Here is an 18398-nt window from a genome sequence, read left to right on the forward strand (position 1 = left end):
TCAATCTTCCTTCCAGGCGGCCAGGCGAGCGGCATAGTGTTCGATTTGGACGTGTTGGGCATCCGCTTCGGCGGCATAGGCGCCATGCACGACAACCGGCTCCAGCCAGCGCATGCCGCAATAGAGGGCCGTGGCGTGGAGCGGTTGGGCCAGTGCGGCAAAGCCTGGGTAGCCGCCGATCTGGAAATGCCCCTGATCGCCACCGGTGGTCACGGCCCACAGCAGGGATTTGTCCTTGAGCGCCGTGGCGCCTTTGCCATAGGCCCAGCCGTGGGTGAAGACTTTATCGATCCACAGCTTCAGCAAGGGCGGTGTGCTGTACCAGTACATCGGGTGCTGGAGCACGACCAGCTCTGCTTGTTCCACCGCACGCTGTTCCGCCTCGACGTCGATATCGAAGTCGGGATAAAGCGCATAGAGCGAACGTATGACCACGTCCGGGTTGGTCGACACTCGCTTGAGCATCTGCTGGTTGACCCGCGATTTGTCGGGGTAGGGGTGCGCATAAATGATAAGAATCATCGGTGAATTCCTTGGTTTGGCTCCGTCGATTCCTGTCTGTCGTGAGCGCGAACGATGGCATTGAGTCGAGCGATACAAACAAGAGCGCCTTCCCGGAACAGGGCCCAGGCCGGAAAAACCGGACATCCTACCGAGGAAGGCGCTGATTGTTTAGCGCGGATCGTCACATCGGGCACTTCAGTCAAGCGGCAGCGAGACCCTGGCCTCCAATCCGCCGCTTTTTCGATTGCGCAGGGTCAGCGTGCCGCCATGCTCCAGCACCGTCGCCCGGGCCGCCGACAGGCCCAGCCCGACGCCGCCAGTGTGCTTGTTGCGAGAACCTTCGATGCGAAAGAACGGCGTGAAGACCCGCTCAAGGTATTGGGCGTCGATGCCCGGCCCTCGGTCCAGGATGCGAATGTCCACACGGTGGGCGTCGGCTTCGAGTCGAACCGTCGGCTGGCCGCCATATTTGATCGCGTTGTCGATCAGATTGACCAAGGCGCGTTTGATGCCGATGGGGCGGCCGACATAGACGAAGCGCTGGGCACCTTTGAACGCGACCTCGGTGCCGGCGTCCTTGAGGTCATCGACGATGGTGTGCAGCAGCTCAGCCAGGTCGAACGCGGTGGCGTGTTCAAGCCGGGCATCGTCGCGGAAGAACTCCAGGGCTGAGTTGACCATCGCCTGCATTTCGTCCACGTCCCTGAACAAGCGCGATTGTTGTTCGGCATCCTCGATGAACTCCCCGCGCAGGCGCATGCGGGTCAACGGCGCGCGCAAGTCATGGGAGATGGCGGCGAGCATCTGCGTGCGGTCCTGTAGAAAGTGCTTGAGCTGGGCCTGCATGGCATTGAACGCGAGGATCGCCTGGCGGATTTCGTGGGGGCCGATGACCGGAATCGGTGGTGCCTGGTGGTCGACGCCAAAGCGCCGGGCGCCTTTGGCGAAACGTTCCAGCGGTGCGGCCAGGTGCCGGGTGGCGATCAGCGCGACGATCAACGTCGAGAGCAGGATCAGCGCGATGATGATCCCGTTGCGCGCCCATTCGCCCAGCCCCCAACTGCGCGACGGCACGGAGAAGATCACCCACGAATGGTCGGCCAATTCGATGATCACCGCGTAGCGTGCATCCGGTTGGTCGGCCGGCCAATCGCCCGGTTCGTAGGCTTCGATCCTGGCGTCCGGCCGACCCAATTGTTGGCGCAGGAGCGTCGAACCTTCACTGAACTCCGGGTCGTCGATCACCGGCAACCGCGCGTCTTCATGCCGTTGCAGCCATTGTGCGTTGAACGCCTGGTCGCTGGCGGCCCTGGCAATCGCGGGACGTTGTGCGGGGGCGACGGAGTCAATGATGCGGGTGATGGCGGCGGCCTTTTCCATCAGGCCGGTTTCCATCAGGGGAGGGCGCGCCCAGGCACCGGCCAGCAGGCTGAACAGCTCATTGAGGGCCAACAAGGTCAGCATGGCGATCATGGTGGTCAGGGCGATCCAGCGCGCTACCGTGTCCCGTGGACGTTGGGAGCCCGAGCGCGAGGGCTTCATCGCTTCACCACATGGGGGCTGAAAAGGTAGCCGCTGTTGCGCACGGTGCGGATCATCGACGCCCCGGTGATGTCGGTCTCCAACTTGCGCCGCAAGCGGCTGACCTGGACGTCGATGCTGCGGTCAAACGCCTCGAAGGTTTCGCCGCGGGCCAGGTCCAGCAACTGCTGGCGCGTCAGCACCCGGCACGGGTGTTCGGCAAACACCAGCAGCAGTTCGAACTCTCCGGCGGACAGCGGGATCATGACCTTGTCCGGTGAGCGCAGTTCGCGCCGGGTAACGTCCAGTTGCCAGTTCTCGAACTCCAGGATCGGCCGGGAGGCGTCGCTCGACGCGTCCCTGGCTTCACCAGTGCGCCGCAGGACCGAACGCACCCGGGCCAACAGCTCCCGGGCGTCGAACGGTTTGGTCAGGTAATCGTCCGCCCCCAGCTCCAGGCCGACGACGCGATCACTCAATTCGCCCATGGCGGTGAGCATGATAATGCCGACCGTGTGCTCGGCCCGCAGTCGTTGGCAGAGCACCAGCCCATTGTCGCCCGGCAGCATGACGTCGAGGATGACGAGGTCCGGCACCCGACGCTGCACCGCCTGCCACAGGGCATTGCCGTCGGCGGCCACCTCCACGCTGTAGCCATGTTGTTCGAGGAACTTGCGCAAGAGGGCGAGGACTTCGAGGTCATCGTCCACCAGTAATAAATGGCTCACGGTGGGCACGCAGGGTAATGAATACAGGAGGCGATACTAGGGGCAATCCAGGGCCTGCGTCATATATTTCAATCCGGCAATAAAGTTGCCGACGGGCAATATTCCGGAAATCTCCAGGCAAAGAAACAGCGGCAGGATGGCCCCGATGTCAGTCAGTTAAACAGCCAGTGTTCGGCTTTTAACCGGCATAGGCAGCCCCCATTCCTCGCCGAGATCACCCTGTATGCCGATCACCAGACCCGCTCCGTTGCTTGTTCGATCCACCGTTGTGGTTGTATTGACGGCATTCGCCAGTGGTTGCTCCAGCACACCCGCTGCAAAACCGGGCGTGTGTGAGCGCGCGGCCTATACCGTTCACGATCCCGCAGAACCGGTCAACCGCGGCATCTTCGCGTTCAACCGGACCGTGGATGACTATGTGCTGGCCCCGGTCGCCCGTGGTTATCTCAAGTTGCCGGAGATGTTCCAGGCCGGCGTCCACAACTTCGTGGCGAACTTCGGTGAGCCCAAGGTGTTCATCAACGACCTGCTGCAAGGCAATGCACAACGCTCGGTCAACACACTGGGGCGGTTCGTCATCAACACCACGGCGGGCATCGTCGGGCTGATCGACGTGTCGGGCGAGCTGGGCATCGAGCGCCATAAGGCCGATTTCGGCCAGACCTTCGGCGTCTGGAACGTCGCCCCCGGACCGATCGTGGAACTGCCGTTGCTGGGCAGCGCCAACCTGAGGGACGCGTCGGGCAAGGTGCTGAGTTTTGCCGTCGACCCGTTCGGCGACAACAGCAGCACCGTCGACACCCTGGGTACGATCAACACCGTCGGTGGCGTTGTCGATGGCCGCGCCGAGGCATTGCCGCTGACCGACCAGTTGCAGGCCCAGGCGGATTACTACGCGGCGCTTCGCGATGCAACGGCGCAGCGGCGTGCCGATTTTGTCGCGCAAGGGAAGTTGGGGGCGGTAGTGCAGGACCATCCGCAATGCCAGGACGGAACCGCCGCTGATGAGTAGCGAGGTGTTGGTCCTGCATCGGCGAATGCGCACGCTCGATCCGGATGTGCTGCATTGCCGTGAGGTTGAACTGCGGTTGGCCGAGGATGGCCGCCACGTGCTGCTCAAGCGTTATGTCGAGTTGTATCGCCATGAGCACGTCAGTTGGTGCGCCATCCAGCAGCATCGGGTGCCGTTGGCGAGGATGGTGCGCTGGATGGTCGATAACGGCGAGCAGGAGAGGGGTTAGTGGCAATTTGCTCTTGGAATGCAACGGTATCTAGGGAGCGGATACCATGAAACATTTCTACATAATTAGGCAACAATAATGGTTGTACGACGTCGTATCTAATATGTTCGACTGTGGCCGTTTCTCACAAAAAAAATAACGGAGATTCCATCCATGACGAGCATTCCTTCCGCTGAAGGCCAGGCTGCGGCGCCCGCGCAAGGCCGTTTTGTACGCCTGCTCAAGCTTCTCGGCCCCGGCATCATCGCGGTCCTTTCCTGGCTGGGCGCAGGCGACTTGATCACTTCATCCGTGGCCGGCGCGAATTATGGCTACGCGATGATGTGGGTACTGGCGGTCTCTCTGCTGCTGCGTTACCTGATCGTCAACATCATTGCGCGCTTCCAGCTCTGCAATAACCAGGGCATGACCATCTTGCAAGGCTATGCCCAGCTCAATCCGTTTTTCGCCTGGTTCCTGTTGGTGTATGCGTTGCTCATGGGGCACCTGATGAACGCTTACATGATCAAGGGAGCTGGCGAAGCCTTGGCCATGTTGCTCAAGGTCGACTATCCACTGCTGTGTTCGGTGGCGGTGGTGTTGGCGGTGTGGATGCTCGTCGGGCGCAATATCTATTCGATGATTGAAGGCGTGATGAAAGGACTGCTGGCGATCATGACGCTGGCGTTCCTGGCCCTGGCGGTGATGTCCGGCCCGGATGTCGCCGGCATCGTCAGAGGCACCATCGGCTTCAGTATCCCGCCCGATGAAGGGGTGCACGGCGCGTTGCTGGTGGCCGTCTCGGTGATCGGTGCGGTGGCCGGTTCCATCGCCAACTTCGTTCATCCGTATGTCATGCGCCAGAAGGGGTGGGTGGGGCCTGAACACAAGCGTATCCAGCGTAACGACCTGCTGTTTGCGGTGTTTGTCGGGATCGTCATCAACCTGGCCATCTGGATCGTCGGTGCGGAAATCCTGCGACCCAACGGCATCGAGGTCAAAACCCTGGGCGATTTGGGCAAGGCCTTGGAAATGTTCTTCGGTTCGATCGGTTGGTACGTGTTCTTTATCGGTGTGTTTGCCACGCTGTTCGCCAGCATATCCGGCAAGACCACGGCGTTCCCGATGCTCATCACCGACGCCTTCCAGCACGTACGGCCCGAGCGCCGGGAGCGTTACGGCAAAGAGTTCCACCGTGACCCGATGCACAAATGGTTCATGCTGTTCATCCTCGTGACACCACTGATCTGGTCGCTTCCCGGCATGCCGGACTTCGTCACGCTGACCATCGGCGTCAATGCGCTGAACATCATCGGCTTGCCGGTGATTTCCCTGGGCCTTCTGATCATGTCCAACCAGAAGTCCCTGCTGGGCAAGGAGTACCGCAACAACCTGTTCGAGAACATCGCGTTGATGTTTGCCACGGGCCTGGCGTTGTGGGTTGCGTTCCAGTTGGGGGTCGATCTGTTTACCTGAGGCCCGGCCATCTGCAACTTTCGGGGGGACTGCTAGACTTTATCGTCCAGTCCCTTTCGGAGAAGCGGAATGAACAATAAAAACAGGATCTGCCTCTGGTACGACGGCAATGCCCAGGAAGCTGCGCAGTTCTATGCCAAAACGTTTCCCGACAGTGAGGTGAACGCCGTCTACCAGGCCCCGAGCGATTATCCGTCGGGCAAGGAGGGCGATGTGATCACGGTGGATTTCACGGTGATCGGCATCCCTTGCATTGGCCTCAACGGCGGGCCGGTGTTCAAGCACAGCGAGGCCTTTTCATTCCAGATTACAACTGAAGACCAGGCCGAAACGGACCGCTTGTGGAACGCGATCATCGACAACGGCGGCCAGGCCAGTGCCTGCGGCTGGTGCAAGGACAAGTGGGGCTTGTCGTGGCAGATCAGCCCGCGTGTGTTGCTTGAAGCGGTCGCCAGTCCTGACAAGGCCGTTGCCAAGCGGGCCTTCGAGGCCATGATGACGATGACCAAGATCGACATTGCGGCGATTGAGGCGGCGGTGAAAGGTTAGCCGGCGCAGCACTTCCATTCCCTTGTGGGAGCGAGCTTGCTCGCGATGGCGTCGGCACAGCCAACAGTGATGCAAGCTGACCCACCGCTATCGCGAGCAGGCTCGCTCCCACACTCGATATCACGAGGTGGTTTCGGGCAACCTGGCAATCACCTTGATCTCGAACTGAAACCCATATAGCCACGTCACGCCCACCGCCGTCAGCGTCGGATGCGGCGCGCTGCCCCAGAACTCGGGTACAACGCTCCAGACCCGCTCAAAGGTCGATTCGGGATCGACCATGAAGACCGTGACGTCCACCACATCGTCAAAACTGCAATGGGCGGCAGCCAGAATCGCCTTCAGGTTGTTGAACGCCAGCCGAACCTGAGCCTCCAGGTCTGGCTCTGGCGAGCCCTCGGCAGTACTGCCGACCTGTCCCGAGACGAACAGGAAACCATTGGAACGAATCGCCGGCGAATAGCGATTGCGCTCATAGAGTGCCTGGCGTCCAGGTGGGAAAACCACGTCGCGCTGTGTCATGAGTACCTCCATCAAAGAGTGGGTTCCAAACGTTGAACGCACTCTAGGGGCTTGTGTCCTGGCGATAAACGAGCAACCTTGGCGATCACTGTTTGTAGAATCCAAACAATCGGATCGACACCCGAGGCACAGATGGATCGTTTTGATGCAATGCAAGCGTTCGTTCGAGTCGTGGAGGCGGGCAGCTTTACCAAGGCGGCTGAAACCCTGCACATGAGCAAAACCACCGTGACCCAATTGGTGCAGCAGCTCGAGGCACGGTTGCGGGTCAAGTTGCTCAACCGCACCACGCGCAAGGTCAATGTCACCGCCGACGGCGCGGTTTATTACGAGCGGGTGATCCGGCTGCTGGCCGACATGGACGATGCCGAGACCAGCGTGTCCGGCGCCCAGGCGCTACCTCGCGGGCGACTGCGTGTGGACGTGCCGAGCCCGCTGGCCGCGATGATCCTGATACCGGCCTTGCCGGCGTTCTACGCGCGATACCCGGACATCCAGATCGACATGGGCGTCAGTGATCGCATCGTCGACATGCTCGATGAAAACGTCGATTGCGTGGTGCGCGGCGGTGAGTTGAGGGATCAGTCGCTGGTCGCCCGACGCGTTGGCGATCTCGCCCTCGGCGTCTTCGCCGCCCCGAGTTACCTGGCACGATTTGGCCTGCCCGCGCATCCGCGAGAACTGGAAGATTCGCACCACCGCACCGTGGGTTTCCTGTGGGCACGCACCGGCAAATCCTTGCCCTACGCCATGCGCCGTGACGGTGAGCTGCTCCACGTCAAAGGGCGTTACTCGCTAGCCATCGACGACGGCAACGCCTACCTCGCGGCTGGTTTGGCGGGGCTGGGGGTGCTCTGGCTGCCCAAGTACATGTCCAGGCCTCATGAAGCGCAGGGTGAGTTGGTGCCGCTGTTCGAAGACTGGCACCTCGAGCCGATGCCGCTGTATTTGGCTTATCCTCCGAACCGGCACATCAGCGCCAAGCTGCGAGTGTTCATCGATTGGGTTGTGGAACTGATGGCGCAACATGCGCCGGTTGACGCCAAGGGAAGCGCGCAATGATCGCCGAAGGACTCGTTGTACTGCTGGACTACACCCTGTATCTGCTGCCGGGCCTGGCGCTCTTCGGCCTCTGGTTCGCGTTGACGCCCAAGACCCAGACAGCGTTGCGTATCGTGATTGTGCTATTGGCGTTCGTGTTGATGCGCGATGCGATGACGCCCTTGGGCATGTGGTCCCTGAACGGCGATCTGCAGATTGGTTTTCTGGCCAACCCGTTCGTCCTGGCGATGTTGGGCGCTTTGTCGCTGCTGTTGGTCGCGTTGAGCGCGCGCCTGTTGCCGGACTTGTGGCAACTGGTCGTTCTATTCAAAGGCAATCGATTGGCTGGCCTGGTCCTGGGCATCGCCGTGGGTTGCTTGATCGGCTTGCCGCTGCGGCTTTATCAAGGGGCTGAAACGGCGATTCCAGGTTATTGGGCCTGGCTGTTCGGCATGACGGTGCTGGCCTACGGAGCCAACGCCCTGGAAGAAGTGTTGTTTCGTGGTTTCCTGCAGGGCTACCTCGAACTGCACGTCAGCGCCTTGCGAGCAGCGCTGATCAGTGCCGTGGCGTTTTCGGCGCTGCATGCTTTTCTCGCCTTGAGCGTCACCCCACTCGGTTGGCCCGTGTTGCTGTTTACACTGATAGAGGGCCTGGCCTGCGGGCTCATTCGCATGCGCTACGGCGTCGTGGCATCGAGCGCTACCCATGGGACGGCAATATTGCTGATCGCAGTGCCGATGATGAGTTAAACCAGGAACAGGCAGGCGCGGTCGAAGGTTGTATCTCGATCGCTCGACGACAGAGGAGACCCACCATGGACCGATTCACCGGCGGTTGCCTATGCGGCAACGTGCGTATCGAGGCCTCGGGCCGTCCGTATCGGGTTGGCCTCTGTCACTGCCTCGACTGTCGCAAGCATCACGGGGCGTTGTTCTACGCGGCTGCCGTGTTCCCCCAGGATGCCGTGACGATCGAGGGCGAAACACGGGATTACGCCGGGCGCTTTTTCTGCCCTCGCTGTGGCTCGTCGGTGTTCGCCCGTACCGGCGATGAAATCGAAGTGAACCTCGGCACGCTGGATGCCCCCGATCAACTGGTGCCCACCTACGAAAGCTGGACCGTGCGCCGTGAGGCCTGGTTGCCGGCGTTTCCGTTCAGCCGACATTACGCGCATGATCGCGAGGGCACCGGGCGGGCTGAGGAGTAGGGCGCTCATTCGAAGCCGACAATCGCCTTGGTCTCCAGATACTCCTCGAAACCGTGAACCCCATACTCACGACCATTGCCCGAACGCTTGTAGCCACCGAACGGTGCCATCGGGTTCCACGCCGGGTAGTTCAACAGCACTTGCCCTGCGCGGATACGCGACGCAACGGCGCGCACAAGATCAAGGTCCTGACCCTGGACATGCGCCCCCAGCCCATAGACGGTGTCGTTGGCGATGGCGACGGCTTCATCCACCGTGTCATAGGCAATGATGCACAGCACCGGGCCGAAGATTTCTTCCTGGGCGATGCGCATGGCGCTGTCGACCTGCGAGAAAACCGTGGGGCGGGTGTAGAAGCCTTGTTCAAGACCCTCCGGGCGTCCTGGGCCACCGCACACAAGCTTGGCTCCTTCATTCATGCCGACTTCAATCATGGCTTGCACGCGATTGAACTGGGCCTCGTTGGCGATGGGACCGAGTACGGTTTCTTCCAATTGCGGATTGCCCACGATGATCGCGTTGGCGGTGGCGGCAGCCAACGCCTCGACTTCTGCCAGCCGATTCCTTGGCACGATCATGCGGGTCGGTGCGCTGCACGATTGGCCGACGTTGCGAAAAGCCGACATCACGCCCGACGGTACGGCCTTGGCGAAGTCGGTGTCGGGCAACAGCACGTTCGGTGACTTGCCGCCCAACTCTTGGGTAACGCGCTTGACCGTAGGGGCGGCTGCCTGGGCCACCAGTGCGCCCGCCCGGTTCGAGCCGGTGATGGAGATCAGGTCGATGTCGGGATGCGCCGCCATGGCCGCGCCGACCTCGGCACCGCTGCCGTTCACCAGGTTGAAGACGCCGGCAGGCAGGCCTGCGTCATGCACCAATTGTGCGAAGAGCAGGGCGCTCAGGGGCGACAGTTCGCTGGGTTTCAACACCACCGTGCAACCGGCGGCAATCGCCGGGGCGACTTTGGCGGTGATTTGGTACAGCGGCCAGTTCCACGGCGTGATGAGGCCGCAGACGCCAATGGGTTCGCGTTGAATGGCCGTGCCATGCTCAATCTTCTGGAAGGTGTAAGTGGACAGCACATCGCGGGCCACTCGAACGTGTTCGGCGGCCAGCGGCACTTGCATGGCCCGTGCGAAGCCGATGGCCGCGCCCATTTCCAGCGAGAGCGCCTGGGCCAGTTCTTCTTTGCGTTCAAGGATCAGTGCATGGATCTTTCCCAGGATTGCCACGCGGGCATCCACCGCAGTCGAAGACCAGCCGGCAAAGGCTGCGCGAGCCGCCGCTACGGCGCGGTCAACGTCTTCGCCGGACCCTCGGGCGACCTCGGCAATGACGTGCTCGGTAGCGGGATTGACCACGGGCAGCGTGGCCGGGTATGCCGGAGACAGCCAGTCACCATTGATATAGAACTGCTGGGACGTAGGCGAGGTGTTCAAAAAAGGGGTGGTCATCCAACGGGCTCCCATAGAGCGGTGATAGCACTGCCGGCGACAGATCCTGAGGCCGTTTTCTTCTCGATAAACTAACAAAGCGGCCCGGAAGGGATATGCCGTTCTCAAGCCTGGCAAAGAAGAATCTGCTGTATCTGCCGGGCTAACTTGGCAAAAAAATGGCGACGCCCGTCCAGGGCAAAAAGGGCGCCCAGTCGCCTGTGTCAAATGAGTCTGCCGGTGCCGGGCGTGCTCATCTGAGGCATTGTCAGAGCGGTCGGTTCGGTGAACCTGCGAATATCGAAGGGGCTGATCAGGGTGCGGGTGCTGCCGGTGCTGATCAGCTCGGCCATGACGTCGCCGACGCCCGGGCCGAGCTGGAAGCCATGCCCGCAGAACCCAAAGGCATAGAACAACCCCTTGACCTTGCCGCTTGGGCCCATGATCGGCAGCGAGTCTGGCGTATAGCTTTCGATGCCGCTCCACACCCGGATGATGTTGAGGTTCGCCACCCCGGGCAGCAGGCGGCTCATCTGTTGCATCTGGTTGAGCAGGCTCTCGGGCTTGAAGTAGGCGCGACGGTTGATCATGTCCGGTTTGCAGCGGTTGCCGCCGCCGATGATGAGATTGCCTCGGGGGATCTGCCGGAAATAAATCACCTCTTCCTTTATCTTGGTGAACACGCCGATCACGGTCGGCAAGGCATAGGGCACAGGTTCGGTGACCGACATCTGTGGGCCATTGGCTTCCAACGGCACCGCTTCGTCGAATTGCTCGGACAGCTTCGCCCCCCACGCGCCCGCCGTGATCAGCAGTTGCTCAGCGATGAATAGCTGGCCGTTGGTGGTGGTCACGTGGAAATGGTCATTCTCCTTTCGTACCGTGGCGACTTCCATTCGCTCGCGGATGCTGGCCCCGGCCCGTGTCGCCGCGCGGGCAAATGCCGGGGCTGCCAGGCGCGGGTTGGCGTGGCCGTCGTGCGGGGCGTACGAGCCGCCCTTGACCTGCGCGCCGAGGAACGGGAAACGCGCGTGCAACGCCTTGCCGGTGATGATCTGCAAGTCCAGCTCCCGGGCTTCGGGGGCGGCGGCGTAGGCTTCAAGCTCGGCGATTTCGTCCTCGCGATAACAGACGCGCATATGGCCGCTGGGGATGAACTCCAGGTCATCGCCAATCAACTCGGGGAGCCGTTTCCACAATCCGTACGAGCGATTCGACAGTTCCAGTTGGCCGAGGAATCGCCCTTGGCGTCGCACGTTGCCGAAATTCACCCCACTGGCGTATTGGCCGATCAGATCGCGTTCCAACAGGGTCACCGAGTGCCCACGCTGGCGCAGAAAGAACGCCGACGCCGACCCCATGATGCCGCCGCCGATAATCAGTACATCGCTTTTTTCTGGCTTCATGATATTCCCTCGAAAATCCTCGACCGCGGTTCAATAGCAATACAAGACCTGGCCAGCCCCCTGTGGTGAGGGAGCTTGCTCCCGCTGGGTCGCGCAGCGGCCCCAAAAAAAGCGGTGAGCGCTTCGCACTCAAGCGGGAGCAAGCTCCCTCGCCACAGGTTCATCTAGGCCGTCGGGAAGGCGTGCACACGTGCCAGCGCTTCGATTTCGATCAGGTACCCATGGTGCAAGGCCGGGACGGGCACTACCGCGCGCGCGGGCCGGTGTTCGCCGAGATAGTGGGCGTAGATCCGGTCGAAAGCCGGCCAGCGTTCGATGCCGACGACATAGACCGTCACCTTCAGCAGGTCATTGGGGCTGCGGCCTGCCGCGCCGAGAATCGCCATCAGGTTGTCCAGGGCGATGGCGGCTTGCACTTCGAACGGTTGGTCGACGCTGTGGCTGCCATCGGCGCGTACCGGCAGTTGCCCGGACACGTACAAGACGCCCTGGTGCAAGACCGCCTGGGTGTAATGTCCGCCCGCTGCGGCCGCCTGGGTCGTGTGAATCAACTCGATTTCACCAGCCATGCAGACGACTCCAGGTGTGCACCGCGCCCGAGGCATCGCAGGCGCGGTAGTCAGGGAATTGCGCACCGGTGGCGCAGGCGTGGTTGGGCAGGATGCGCAGGCGACTGCCGATGGAAAACCGCTCGGTGATATCGATGTCCCCGGGACTGGAAAGGGTGACGATACCGTGCTCCTGGTTGGCGCTGCAGAGCAGGGCGCCCTCGATCCAGTCGCCGGCTTCGCTGCACACTTGCCCATACCCGAAATCCCGCTGCTGGCGCTGGGTACCCCGATCACGACTCATGGCCATCCAGCCGGCGTCGGTGATGATCCAGCCTTTGTCCGGCTGATGGCCGATCACGGTGGTCAGTACGCTCAGGGCCAGCTCATCCGCCTGGCAAACACCGATGTTGTGCATCACCAGGTCGAAGAACACATAGACGCCAGCGCGCACTTCAGTGACGCCCTCCAGGCTTTGCGCCGAAAGTGCCGTGGGTGTGGAGCCGATGCTGACCTCGGGGCAGGCCAGCCCGGCTGCGCGGATGCGCTGGGCGGCGCTGACGCAGAGGTGGCGTTCTTGTTCGGCCAAGGCTTGCAGCGCTTGGGGGGTATCGAGCTCGTAGCTGGACCCGGCGTGGGTCATGACGCCGCAAAGCTGCATGCCACCTTCGCTGAGTCGCCGTGCGATGTCGACGAGTGCATCGTCTTCAGCGCGCACGCCGGAACGATGGCCATCGCAATCGATCTCGATCCAGACCTCGAAACGCTCGTCGTGCTGCCTGCCGAAATCGACGATGGCCTGCGTCGTCGCCAGGCTGTCGGTCAGGATGCTCAATCGACAGCCCTTGCGCCGCAGCTTCAGGGCCTGGGCCAGTTTGCCAGGTGCCATGGATACGGCATAAAAGATGTCGCGGATGCCGTCGGCGAAGCAATGCTCGGCTTCCTTAAGGGTCGACACGGTGATGGCGTTGGCGCCTGCTGCAAGCTGCGCCCGGATCACCGGCAGGCATTTGCTGGTCTTGATGTGCGGGCGCAAACGCACGTCCAAGGCATCCATGCGTTGTTGCATGCGCTGGATATTGCGCTGCATTCGCGGCATATCGATGAGCGCGACTGGAGTATCGAGGGAAGCAATTGAGACTGGCATGAACGAGGCTCGCGGGTGAAAGACAGGCTCGACTCTACTCAGTCATCGTAAAGCCGTGGTTCAATGCGCTGTCATCAATCATTAAGTTGAACTGAATGATCAGCCTCGAAGACCTGCGTATGGCCGTGACGCTGGCACGCTGCGAATCGTTGAGCGCCGCTGCCAGGGCCCTCAATGTCTCGCCACCGGCGCTGTCCATGCGCTTGCGCAAACTGGAGACGCTCCTGGGCCTGACCTTGGCCAATCGCGACGCCCGGCGGCTGAGCCTGACCGCCGACGGCGAGCGTTTCTCGCGCCAGAGTGCGCTATTGCTGGAACAGCTGGAGGCGCTTCCCGAATCGTTCAGGCAGCAAGATGATCAACTGGCCGGCACCCTGAGGCTGGCGGCACCGTTCGGCTATGGACGCCAACGCCTCGCGCCGCTGCTGGCCCGTTTTGCCAGGTTGCACCCGCAGCTATGCCTGCATCTGGATCTCCGGGAAACGCCCTGGCCTGACCGTCATGACAGCGATGCGGTGATTCACATCGGTCACCTGAGCGACAGCCAGTGGGTCGCCCGGCCCCTTACGCAAAATGACCGTTGGCTGTGCGCGAGCCCCGCTTACCTGGAGCAGAACGGCACACCGTTAGCGCCGGAGCAACTCGCCGAGCATCGGTGTATCTGTATTCGTGAAAACGATGAAGATGTCACCCTGTGGCACCTGCGCAACGCGCACGGGCGCAAGACCCTGCGGATCAAGCCTGTCTTGTTGAGCAACGATGGCAGCGTGGCTCGACGCTGGGCCGAACAGGGCCTGGGGCTGGTGCTGCGTTCGCAATGGGACGTCAACAAAGCCATCGCCGACGGCCGCCTGGTACGGGTGCTCGCCGATTGGCAATTCGACAGCGCCCCAATCAATCTGCTGGTGCCCTCGCGCAAACTGCGCAGTGCACGGGTGCAGGCGTTGGTGAGTTTCCTGGAGGCCGAACTGAAGGTCTGAACAGGACACTGTTGCTACCGACCCACCGCCATCGCGAGCCCATTCACCAGGGATGCTGAAGCTGCTGCGCCAAGCGCAGATTCTGCCGAAAACAACTCTTTGCAGAGCCGTTTGGCGCACCATAACTGCCCGCAAACCCAAAGAAACACGGGCGCGACGCCCACGCCTGGAGCATCCCGCAAAGTCTGCTGAGCGAGCCCCGCAAAACGGTGGTTTGTACCAAGCGGCCGGTATTTTTAACGATTTATCCACGGTCTCATGGTGTTGTAATGAAAACGTGATGCAGCGTTGCACCGATGCCTCACGAAAGGCGCCATGTTCGCCTCGTCGAGCCTTCAACAACCATCCAGGACCGCACTCATGAGCTTTCTTCGACCCAAGTACATCACCTTCGACTGCTACGGCACGTTGACCAATTTCCAGATGGGCACCATGACCCGCGAGCTGTTCGCCGACCGTGTCGATGCCGGGCAGATGGACCAGTTCGTCAAGGATTTCTCCGCTTATCGCCTGGACCAGGTGATGGGTGACTGGCGGCCCTATGATGAAATCATCAAGACCTCCCTGATGCGGGTCTGCAAGCGTTGGGGCGTCGAATATCGTGGCGAAGGCCAGCTCTATTACGACGCCGTGCCAACCTGGGGCCCCCACGCCGATGTACCGGCGGGCCTGTCGAAAATCGCCGACAAGATCCCCCTGGTGATTTTTTCCAACGCGATGGACGAGCAGATCATGTCCAACGTCGACAAGCTCGGCGCGCCTTTTTACAAAGTCTTCACCGCCCAACAGGCCCAGGCCTACAAGCCGCGCCTGGCCGCGTTCGAATTCATGCTCGATAACCTTGGCTGCGGACCGGAAGACGTCCTGCATGTGTCGTCGAGCTTCCGCTACGACCTGATGTCGGCCCACGACATGAAGATCAAGCACAAGGCCTTCGTCGCCCGCGGTCATGAACAACCGGCCAACGCTGCCTTTGGCTACCAACAGATCCCGGACATCGGCGGGTTGCCCGCTCTGGTCGGGCTCTGAGTCTCGACGCACGCTTGAAGGCGAAAGGGGTTAGACATGGGCAGTGAGTCCTATTGGCTCGACACCGCACCGGCGTTCACCGGTGCTCAGCTCGGCGGATTGCCCGGGCAGGTCGATGTCGCCATCGTCGGTGGCGGCTTCACCGGCCTGGCGGCGGCGCGGGCCCTGGCCTTGAAGGGGGCCAGCGTGGCGGTGCTGGAAGCGGGCAGGGTGATTGGCGAGGCGTCGGGGCGCAACGGTGGGCATTGCAGTACCGGCGTGGCCCAGGATTACGCGGCGCTCACCGCCAGCCTCGGCGCCGACAAGGCGCGGGCGTATTACCAAGCCTATGAAAACGCCGTGCACAGCGTTGTGACGCTGGTGGAGCAAGAGCAGATTGCTTGCGACCTCAAGCGCAACGGCAAGCTCAAGCTGGCTGCCAAGCCGATGCATTACGAAGGGTTGGCGCGCACCTGTGAATTGATCCGCAAGGAAGTCGATGCCGAGGTCGAGTTGCTTTCGGCCCAGGAGACGCGGGCGGAAGTCAATTCGGCGCAGTTTCATGGCGGCTTGTTGCAGCGCAATGGTGTGCAGATGCATGTCGGGCGTTTCGGCGTCGGCCTGGCTGAAGCGGCCGCCCGTCACGGTGCGTTGATCTTCCAGGGCGTAGCGGTGCAGGACTGGAAGGCCAGTGCCGGCGGCTATCGAGTCAACACCAGCAAAGGGGCGCTGCAAGCCTCGCAGATCCTGCTGGCGACCGGTACCTGTCAGCAGGGTGGCCTGGGCTGGTATCGGCGGCGAATCGTGCCGGTGGGCAGTTTCGTGATCGCCACCGAGGTTTTGCCCCAGGCGTTGATCGACAGCTTGCTGCCGGCACGCCGCTCCTATGTCACCAGCCGCATGATCGGCAACTACTTTCGCCTGACCCCGGACAACCGTTTGCTGTTTGGCGGCCGTGCGCGGTTTGCCATGTCCGACAGTGTTTCCGATGCCAAGAGCGGCAAGGTGTTGCAGGCCGCCATGGTGCAGATGTTCCCGCAGTTGGCGAACACCCGGATCGACTATTGCTGGGGCGGCCTGGTGGACATGACCTCCGATCGCCTGCCCCGGGCCGGCCAGCATGGCGGGGTTTATCACTCCATGGGCTACAGCGGCCACGGTGTGCAGATGTCGGTGCACATGGGCCAGGTCATGGCCGAGGTCATGGCCGGCAAGGTCGAGGCCAACCCTTGGCGCGAACTGGACTGGCCGGCCATTCCCGGGCACTTCGGCAAGCCTTGGTTTTTGCCGCTGGTCGGCGCGTATTACCGCTTGCAGGACTACCTGCACTGAGTTTCACCGCGTTGTTTGGCGTTTCAACCACGTTGCGTTAACGCAACGTCATCGAGCCCTATCATTTTCCGAAAGGTAGAACTGACATGAGTGACACTAAAAACGGCATCAAAGACCAGTTGATCACCGGTACAGAAAGTCTGCGTGTTTTCGAAGGGCTCAATCGTGGCATGTCACGCCGGCATGCCTTGCAAATGCTGGGGCTGGCCGGTGTGGCCGCGGCGGGTGCCGGCAGCCTGTTCGGCGCCGCCGGCAAGCTGCTTGCCGATGAACAGGCGAGCCCCGGCAAAGGCAAGCCCGGCGGGCGTATCCGGGTCGCCGGTATCTCCAGTTCCACCGCCGATACCCTGGACCCGGCCAAAGGCTCATCGTCCACGGACTACGTGCGCCATTACATGTTTTACAACGGCCTGACGCGTTTCGACAGCCACATGGTGCCGCAACTGGAACTGGCCGAGCGCATGGACACCACCGATGCCACGCTCTGGGTGATTACCCTGCGCAAGGAAGTGACCTTCCACAACGGCAAGGGCCTCACCGCCGCCGACGTGGTGTTTTCCCTGATGCGCCACAAGGACCCGATCACCGGTTCCAAGGTCTTGCCGCTGGCCGAGCAGTTTGCCGAGGTCAAGGCCACCGGTACCCATGAAGTGCAGATACGCCTGAGCGGCCCGAATGCCGAGCTGCCATCGATCCTTGCCATTTCCCACCTGTTGATCGTCCCCGAGGGCACCAGCGACTTCAACCAGGGCATCGGCACCGGTCCATTCAAGGTCAAGGAGTTCAAGCCTGGGGTGCGTTCCATCGGTGCGCGCAATACCAATTACTGGAAACCTGGCCTGCCGTACCTGGACGAAATCGAATTCATCGGCATCGGTGACGAGCCTTCACGGGTCAACGCGTTGCTGTCGGGCGACGTGCAGATCATCAACGAGGTCAACCCGCGCTCGACCACGCGCATCAAGGACAGCACCACCCATCGCGTAGTGGATTCGCCGTCGGGTAACTACACCGACCTGATCATTCGCCAGGACCAGATGCCCGGCCAGAGCCCGGAGTTCACCGAGGCGATGAAACTGCTGCTGGACCGCGAACAGGTCAAGTCGGCGATCTTCCGTGGGTTCGCCAGGGTCGGTAACGACCATCCGATCGCCCCCGGCGCACGCTTCTACAACGCCGACCTGCCGCAACGGACCTACGATCCGGAGAAGGCTCGTTTCCTGCTGAAGAAGGCCGGCATGGAAAGCATCAGCATGCCGGTGATGTGCTCGCCAGCCGCCACCGGTTCGGTCGACGTTGCCGTGCTGCTGCAGCAATCGGCCAAGGAGGCCGGGCTCAAGCTCAACGTCAATCGGCTGCCGAGCGACGGCTACTGGTCCAACCACTGGGCCAAGCACCCGCTGAGCTTTGGCAACATCAACCCACGGCCCAACGCCGACATGATCTTCTCGCAATTCTTCCAATCGACCGCGCCCTGGAATGAATCCGGCTGGAAAAACCCGCAGTTCGACCAGTTGCTGATCCAGGCCCGGGGTGAAACCGATGAGGTCAAGCGCGGCAAGATGTACGGGGACATGCAGGCCCTGGTGCATGAACACAGCGGCATCGGCATTCCGGTGTTCATCAGCAACATCGATGGCGTCGACCAACGCGTCAAAGGTTATGGCACCAACCCGCTGGGCGGTTTCATGGGCTATATGTTCGCCGAGCAAGTCTGGCTTGACGCTTGATGCGTGTTGTCTTGCGGCGTGACATGGCACAAGGGGTAGGGCG

Annotated in this window: 19 protein-coding genes; 11 read left to right on the plus strand and 8 right to left on the minus strand. The window is 61.7% G+C overall.

The genetic code is table 11. The features are described 5' to 3' along the window. The 3 genes from kefF to BLU76_RS11130 form a co-directional block, all read right to left on the minus strand. Positions 1-522 carry a glutathione-regulated potassium-efflux system oxidoreductase KefF gene (gene kefF / locus BLU76_RS11120; RefSeq protein ID WP_092144533.1) on the minus strand — a complete coding sequence of 174 codons (522 nt, stop codon included), beginning with the start codon at positions 520-522 and terminating at the stop codon, positions 1-3. A gap of 177 nt (positions 523-699) precedes the next feature. Next, positions 700-2046 (minus strand): ATP-binding protein, encoded by a 1347-nt coding sequence (locus BLU76_RS11125; protein WP_092222745.1) that lies wholly within the window; start codon positions 2044-2046, stop codon positions 700-702. Next, positions 2043-2753 carry a response regulator gene (locus tag BLU76_RS11130; RefSeq protein ID WP_092144537.1) on the minus strand — a complete coding sequence of 237 codons (711 nt, stop codon included), beginning with the start codon at positions 2751-2753 and terminating at the stop codon, positions 2043-2045. Before BLU76_RS11130 ends, BLU76_RS11125 begins: the two co-directional genes overlap by 4 nt. 223 nt (positions 2754-2976) lie before the next feature. On the opposite strand from BLU76_RS11130, the gene BLU76_RS11135 reads away from it, so the two are divergent. The 4 genes from BLU76_RS11135 to BLU76_RS11150 all read left to right on the plus strand — a co-directional run bounded on the left by BLU76_RS11135 (position 2977) and on the right by BLU76_RS11150 (position 5998). Then, positions 2977-3765, plus strand: a complete 789-nt coding sequence (locus BLU76_RS11135) for an MlaA family lipoprotein (protein ID WP_092222747.1) — start codon at positions 2977-2979, stop codon at positions 3763-3765. Beyond that, complete coding sequence (locus tag BLU76_RS11140) at positions 3758-3994, plus strand: hypothetical protein (protein ID WP_063320533.1); 237 nt, start codon at positions 3758-3760, stop codon at positions 3992-3994. The genes BLU76_RS11135 and BLU76_RS11140 overlap by 8 nt, the downstream gene beginning before the upstream one ends. A gap of 153 nt (positions 3995-4147) precedes the next feature. Beyond that, positions 4148-5449, plus strand: coding sequence for an Nramp family divalent metal transporter (locus BLU76_RS11145; RefSeq protein WP_063320534.1), 1302 nt, complete (start codon positions 4148-4150; stop codon positions 5447-5449). A 69-nt stretch (positions 5450-5518) separates the two neighbouring features. Then, positions 5519-5998 carry a VOC family protein gene (locus BLU76_RS11150; RefSeq protein WP_092144542.1) on the plus strand — a complete coding sequence of 160 codons (480 nt, stop codon included), beginning with the start codon at positions 5519-5521 and terminating at the stop codon, positions 5996-5998. Between the two features lie 120 nt (positions 5999-6118). Here the strand turns inward: BLU76_RS11150 and BLU76_RS11155 are convergent, their stop codons facing one another. Then, on the minus strand, positions 6119-6520 hold the full coding sequence (locus tag BLU76_RS11155) for a RidA family protein (protein ID WP_092144544.1): 402 nt from the start codon (positions 6518-6520) through the stop codon (positions 6119-6121). A 132-nt stretch (positions 6521-6652) separates the two neighbouring features. Between BLU76_RS11155 and BLU76_RS11160 the strand changes: the two genes are divergently transcribed. The 3 genes from BLU76_RS11160 to BLU76_RS11170 all read left to right on the plus strand — a co-directional run bounded on the left by BLU76_RS11160 (position 6653) and on the right by BLU76_RS11170 (position 8771). Next, positions 6653-7582, plus strand: a complete 930-nt coding sequence (locus BLU76_RS11160; RefSeq protein ID WP_063320537.1) for a LysR family transcriptional regulator — start codon at positions 6653-6655, stop codon at positions 7580-7582. After that, the gene (locus tag BLU76_RS11165; RefSeq protein ID WP_092144546.1) at positions 7579-8313 is read left to right on the plus strand and encodes a CPBP family intramembrane glutamic endopeptidase; all 735 of its coding nucleotides are present in this window, start codon (positions 7579-7581) and stop codon (positions 8311-8313) included. Before BLU76_RS11160 ends, BLU76_RS11165 begins: the two co-directional genes overlap by 4 nt. Before the next feature lie 65 nt (positions 8314-8378). Next, the gene (locus BLU76_RS11170; RefSeq protein ID WP_092144548.1) at positions 8379-8771 is read left to right on the plus strand and encodes a GFA family protein; all 393 of its coding nucleotides are present in this window, start codon (positions 8379-8381) and stop codon (positions 8769-8771) included. Positions 8772-8776: 5 nt separating this feature from the next. On the opposite strand, the gene BLU76_RS11175 is transcribed toward BLU76_RS11170, so the two are convergent. The 4 genes from BLU76_RS11175 to BLU76_RS11190 form a co-directional block, all read right to left on the minus strand. Beyond that, on the minus strand, positions 8777-10225 hold the full coding sequence (locus BLU76_RS11175) for an aldehyde dehydrogenase family protein (RefSeq protein WP_092144550.1): 1449 nt from the start codon (positions 10223-10225) through the stop codon (positions 8777-8779). 203 nt (positions 10226-10428) lie between these two features. After that, on the minus strand, positions 10429-11610 hold the full coding sequence (locus BLU76_RS11180; RefSeq protein WP_092144552.1) for an NAD(P)/FAD-dependent oxidoreductase: 1182 nt from the start codon (positions 11608-11610) through the stop codon (positions 10429-10431). A gap of 164 nt (positions 11611-11774) precedes the next feature. Continuing rightward, positions 11775-12179, minus strand: a complete 405-nt coding sequence (locus tag BLU76_RS11185; RefSeq protein WP_092222749.1) for a RidA family protein — start codon at positions 12177-12179, stop codon at positions 11775-11777. Next, positions 12169-13305: a DSD1 family PLP-dependent enzyme gene (locus BLU76_RS11190; RefSeq protein WP_092222751.1), complete on the minus strand. Its 1137-nt coding sequence runs from the start codon at positions 13303-13305 to the stop codon at positions 12169-12171. The genes BLU76_RS11185 and BLU76_RS11190 overlap by 11 nt, the downstream gene beginning before the upstream one ends. Before the next feature lie 95 nt (positions 13306-13400). On the opposite strand from BLU76_RS11190, the gene BLU76_RS11195 reads away from it, so the two are divergent. The 4 genes from BLU76_RS11195 to BLU76_RS11210 all read left to right on the plus strand — a co-directional run bounded on the left by BLU76_RS11195 (position 13401) and on the right by BLU76_RS11210 (position 18355). Next, a complete protein-coding gene (locus tag BLU76_RS11195) occupies positions 13401-14285 on the plus strand; it encodes a LysR family transcriptional regulator (protein ID WP_092222753.1) in 885 nt (294 codons plus the stop codon). A 360-nt stretch (positions 14286-14645) separates the two neighbouring features. Beyond that, positions 14646-15314, plus strand: a complete 669-nt coding sequence (locus BLU76_RS11200; RefSeq protein WP_092222755.1) for a haloacid dehalogenase type II — start codon at positions 14646-14648, stop codon at positions 15312-15314. Positions 15315-15350: 36 nt separating this feature from the next. Continuing rightward, positions 15351-16625, plus strand: coding sequence for an NAD(P)/FAD-dependent oxidoreductase (locus BLU76_RS11205; protein ID WP_092222757.1), 1275 nt, complete (start codon positions 15351-15353; stop codon positions 16623-16625). Positions 16626-16711: 86 nt separating this feature from the next. Continuing rightward, positions 16712-18355 (plus strand): ABC transporter substrate-binding protein, encoded by a 1644-nt coding sequence (locus tag BLU76_RS11210; RefSeq protein WP_092144564.1) that lies wholly within the window; start codon positions 16712-16714, stop codon positions 18353-18355. The last annotated feature ends 43 nt before the right edge of the window (positions 18356-18398 follow it).

The sequence above is a fragment of the Pseudomonas sp. NFACC08-1 genome (genome assembly GCF_900106735.1).
Taxonomy (GTDB): Bacteria; Pseudomonadota; Gammaproteobacteria; order Pseudomonadales; family Pseudomonadaceae; genus Aquipseudomonas; species Aquipseudomonas fluorescens_Q.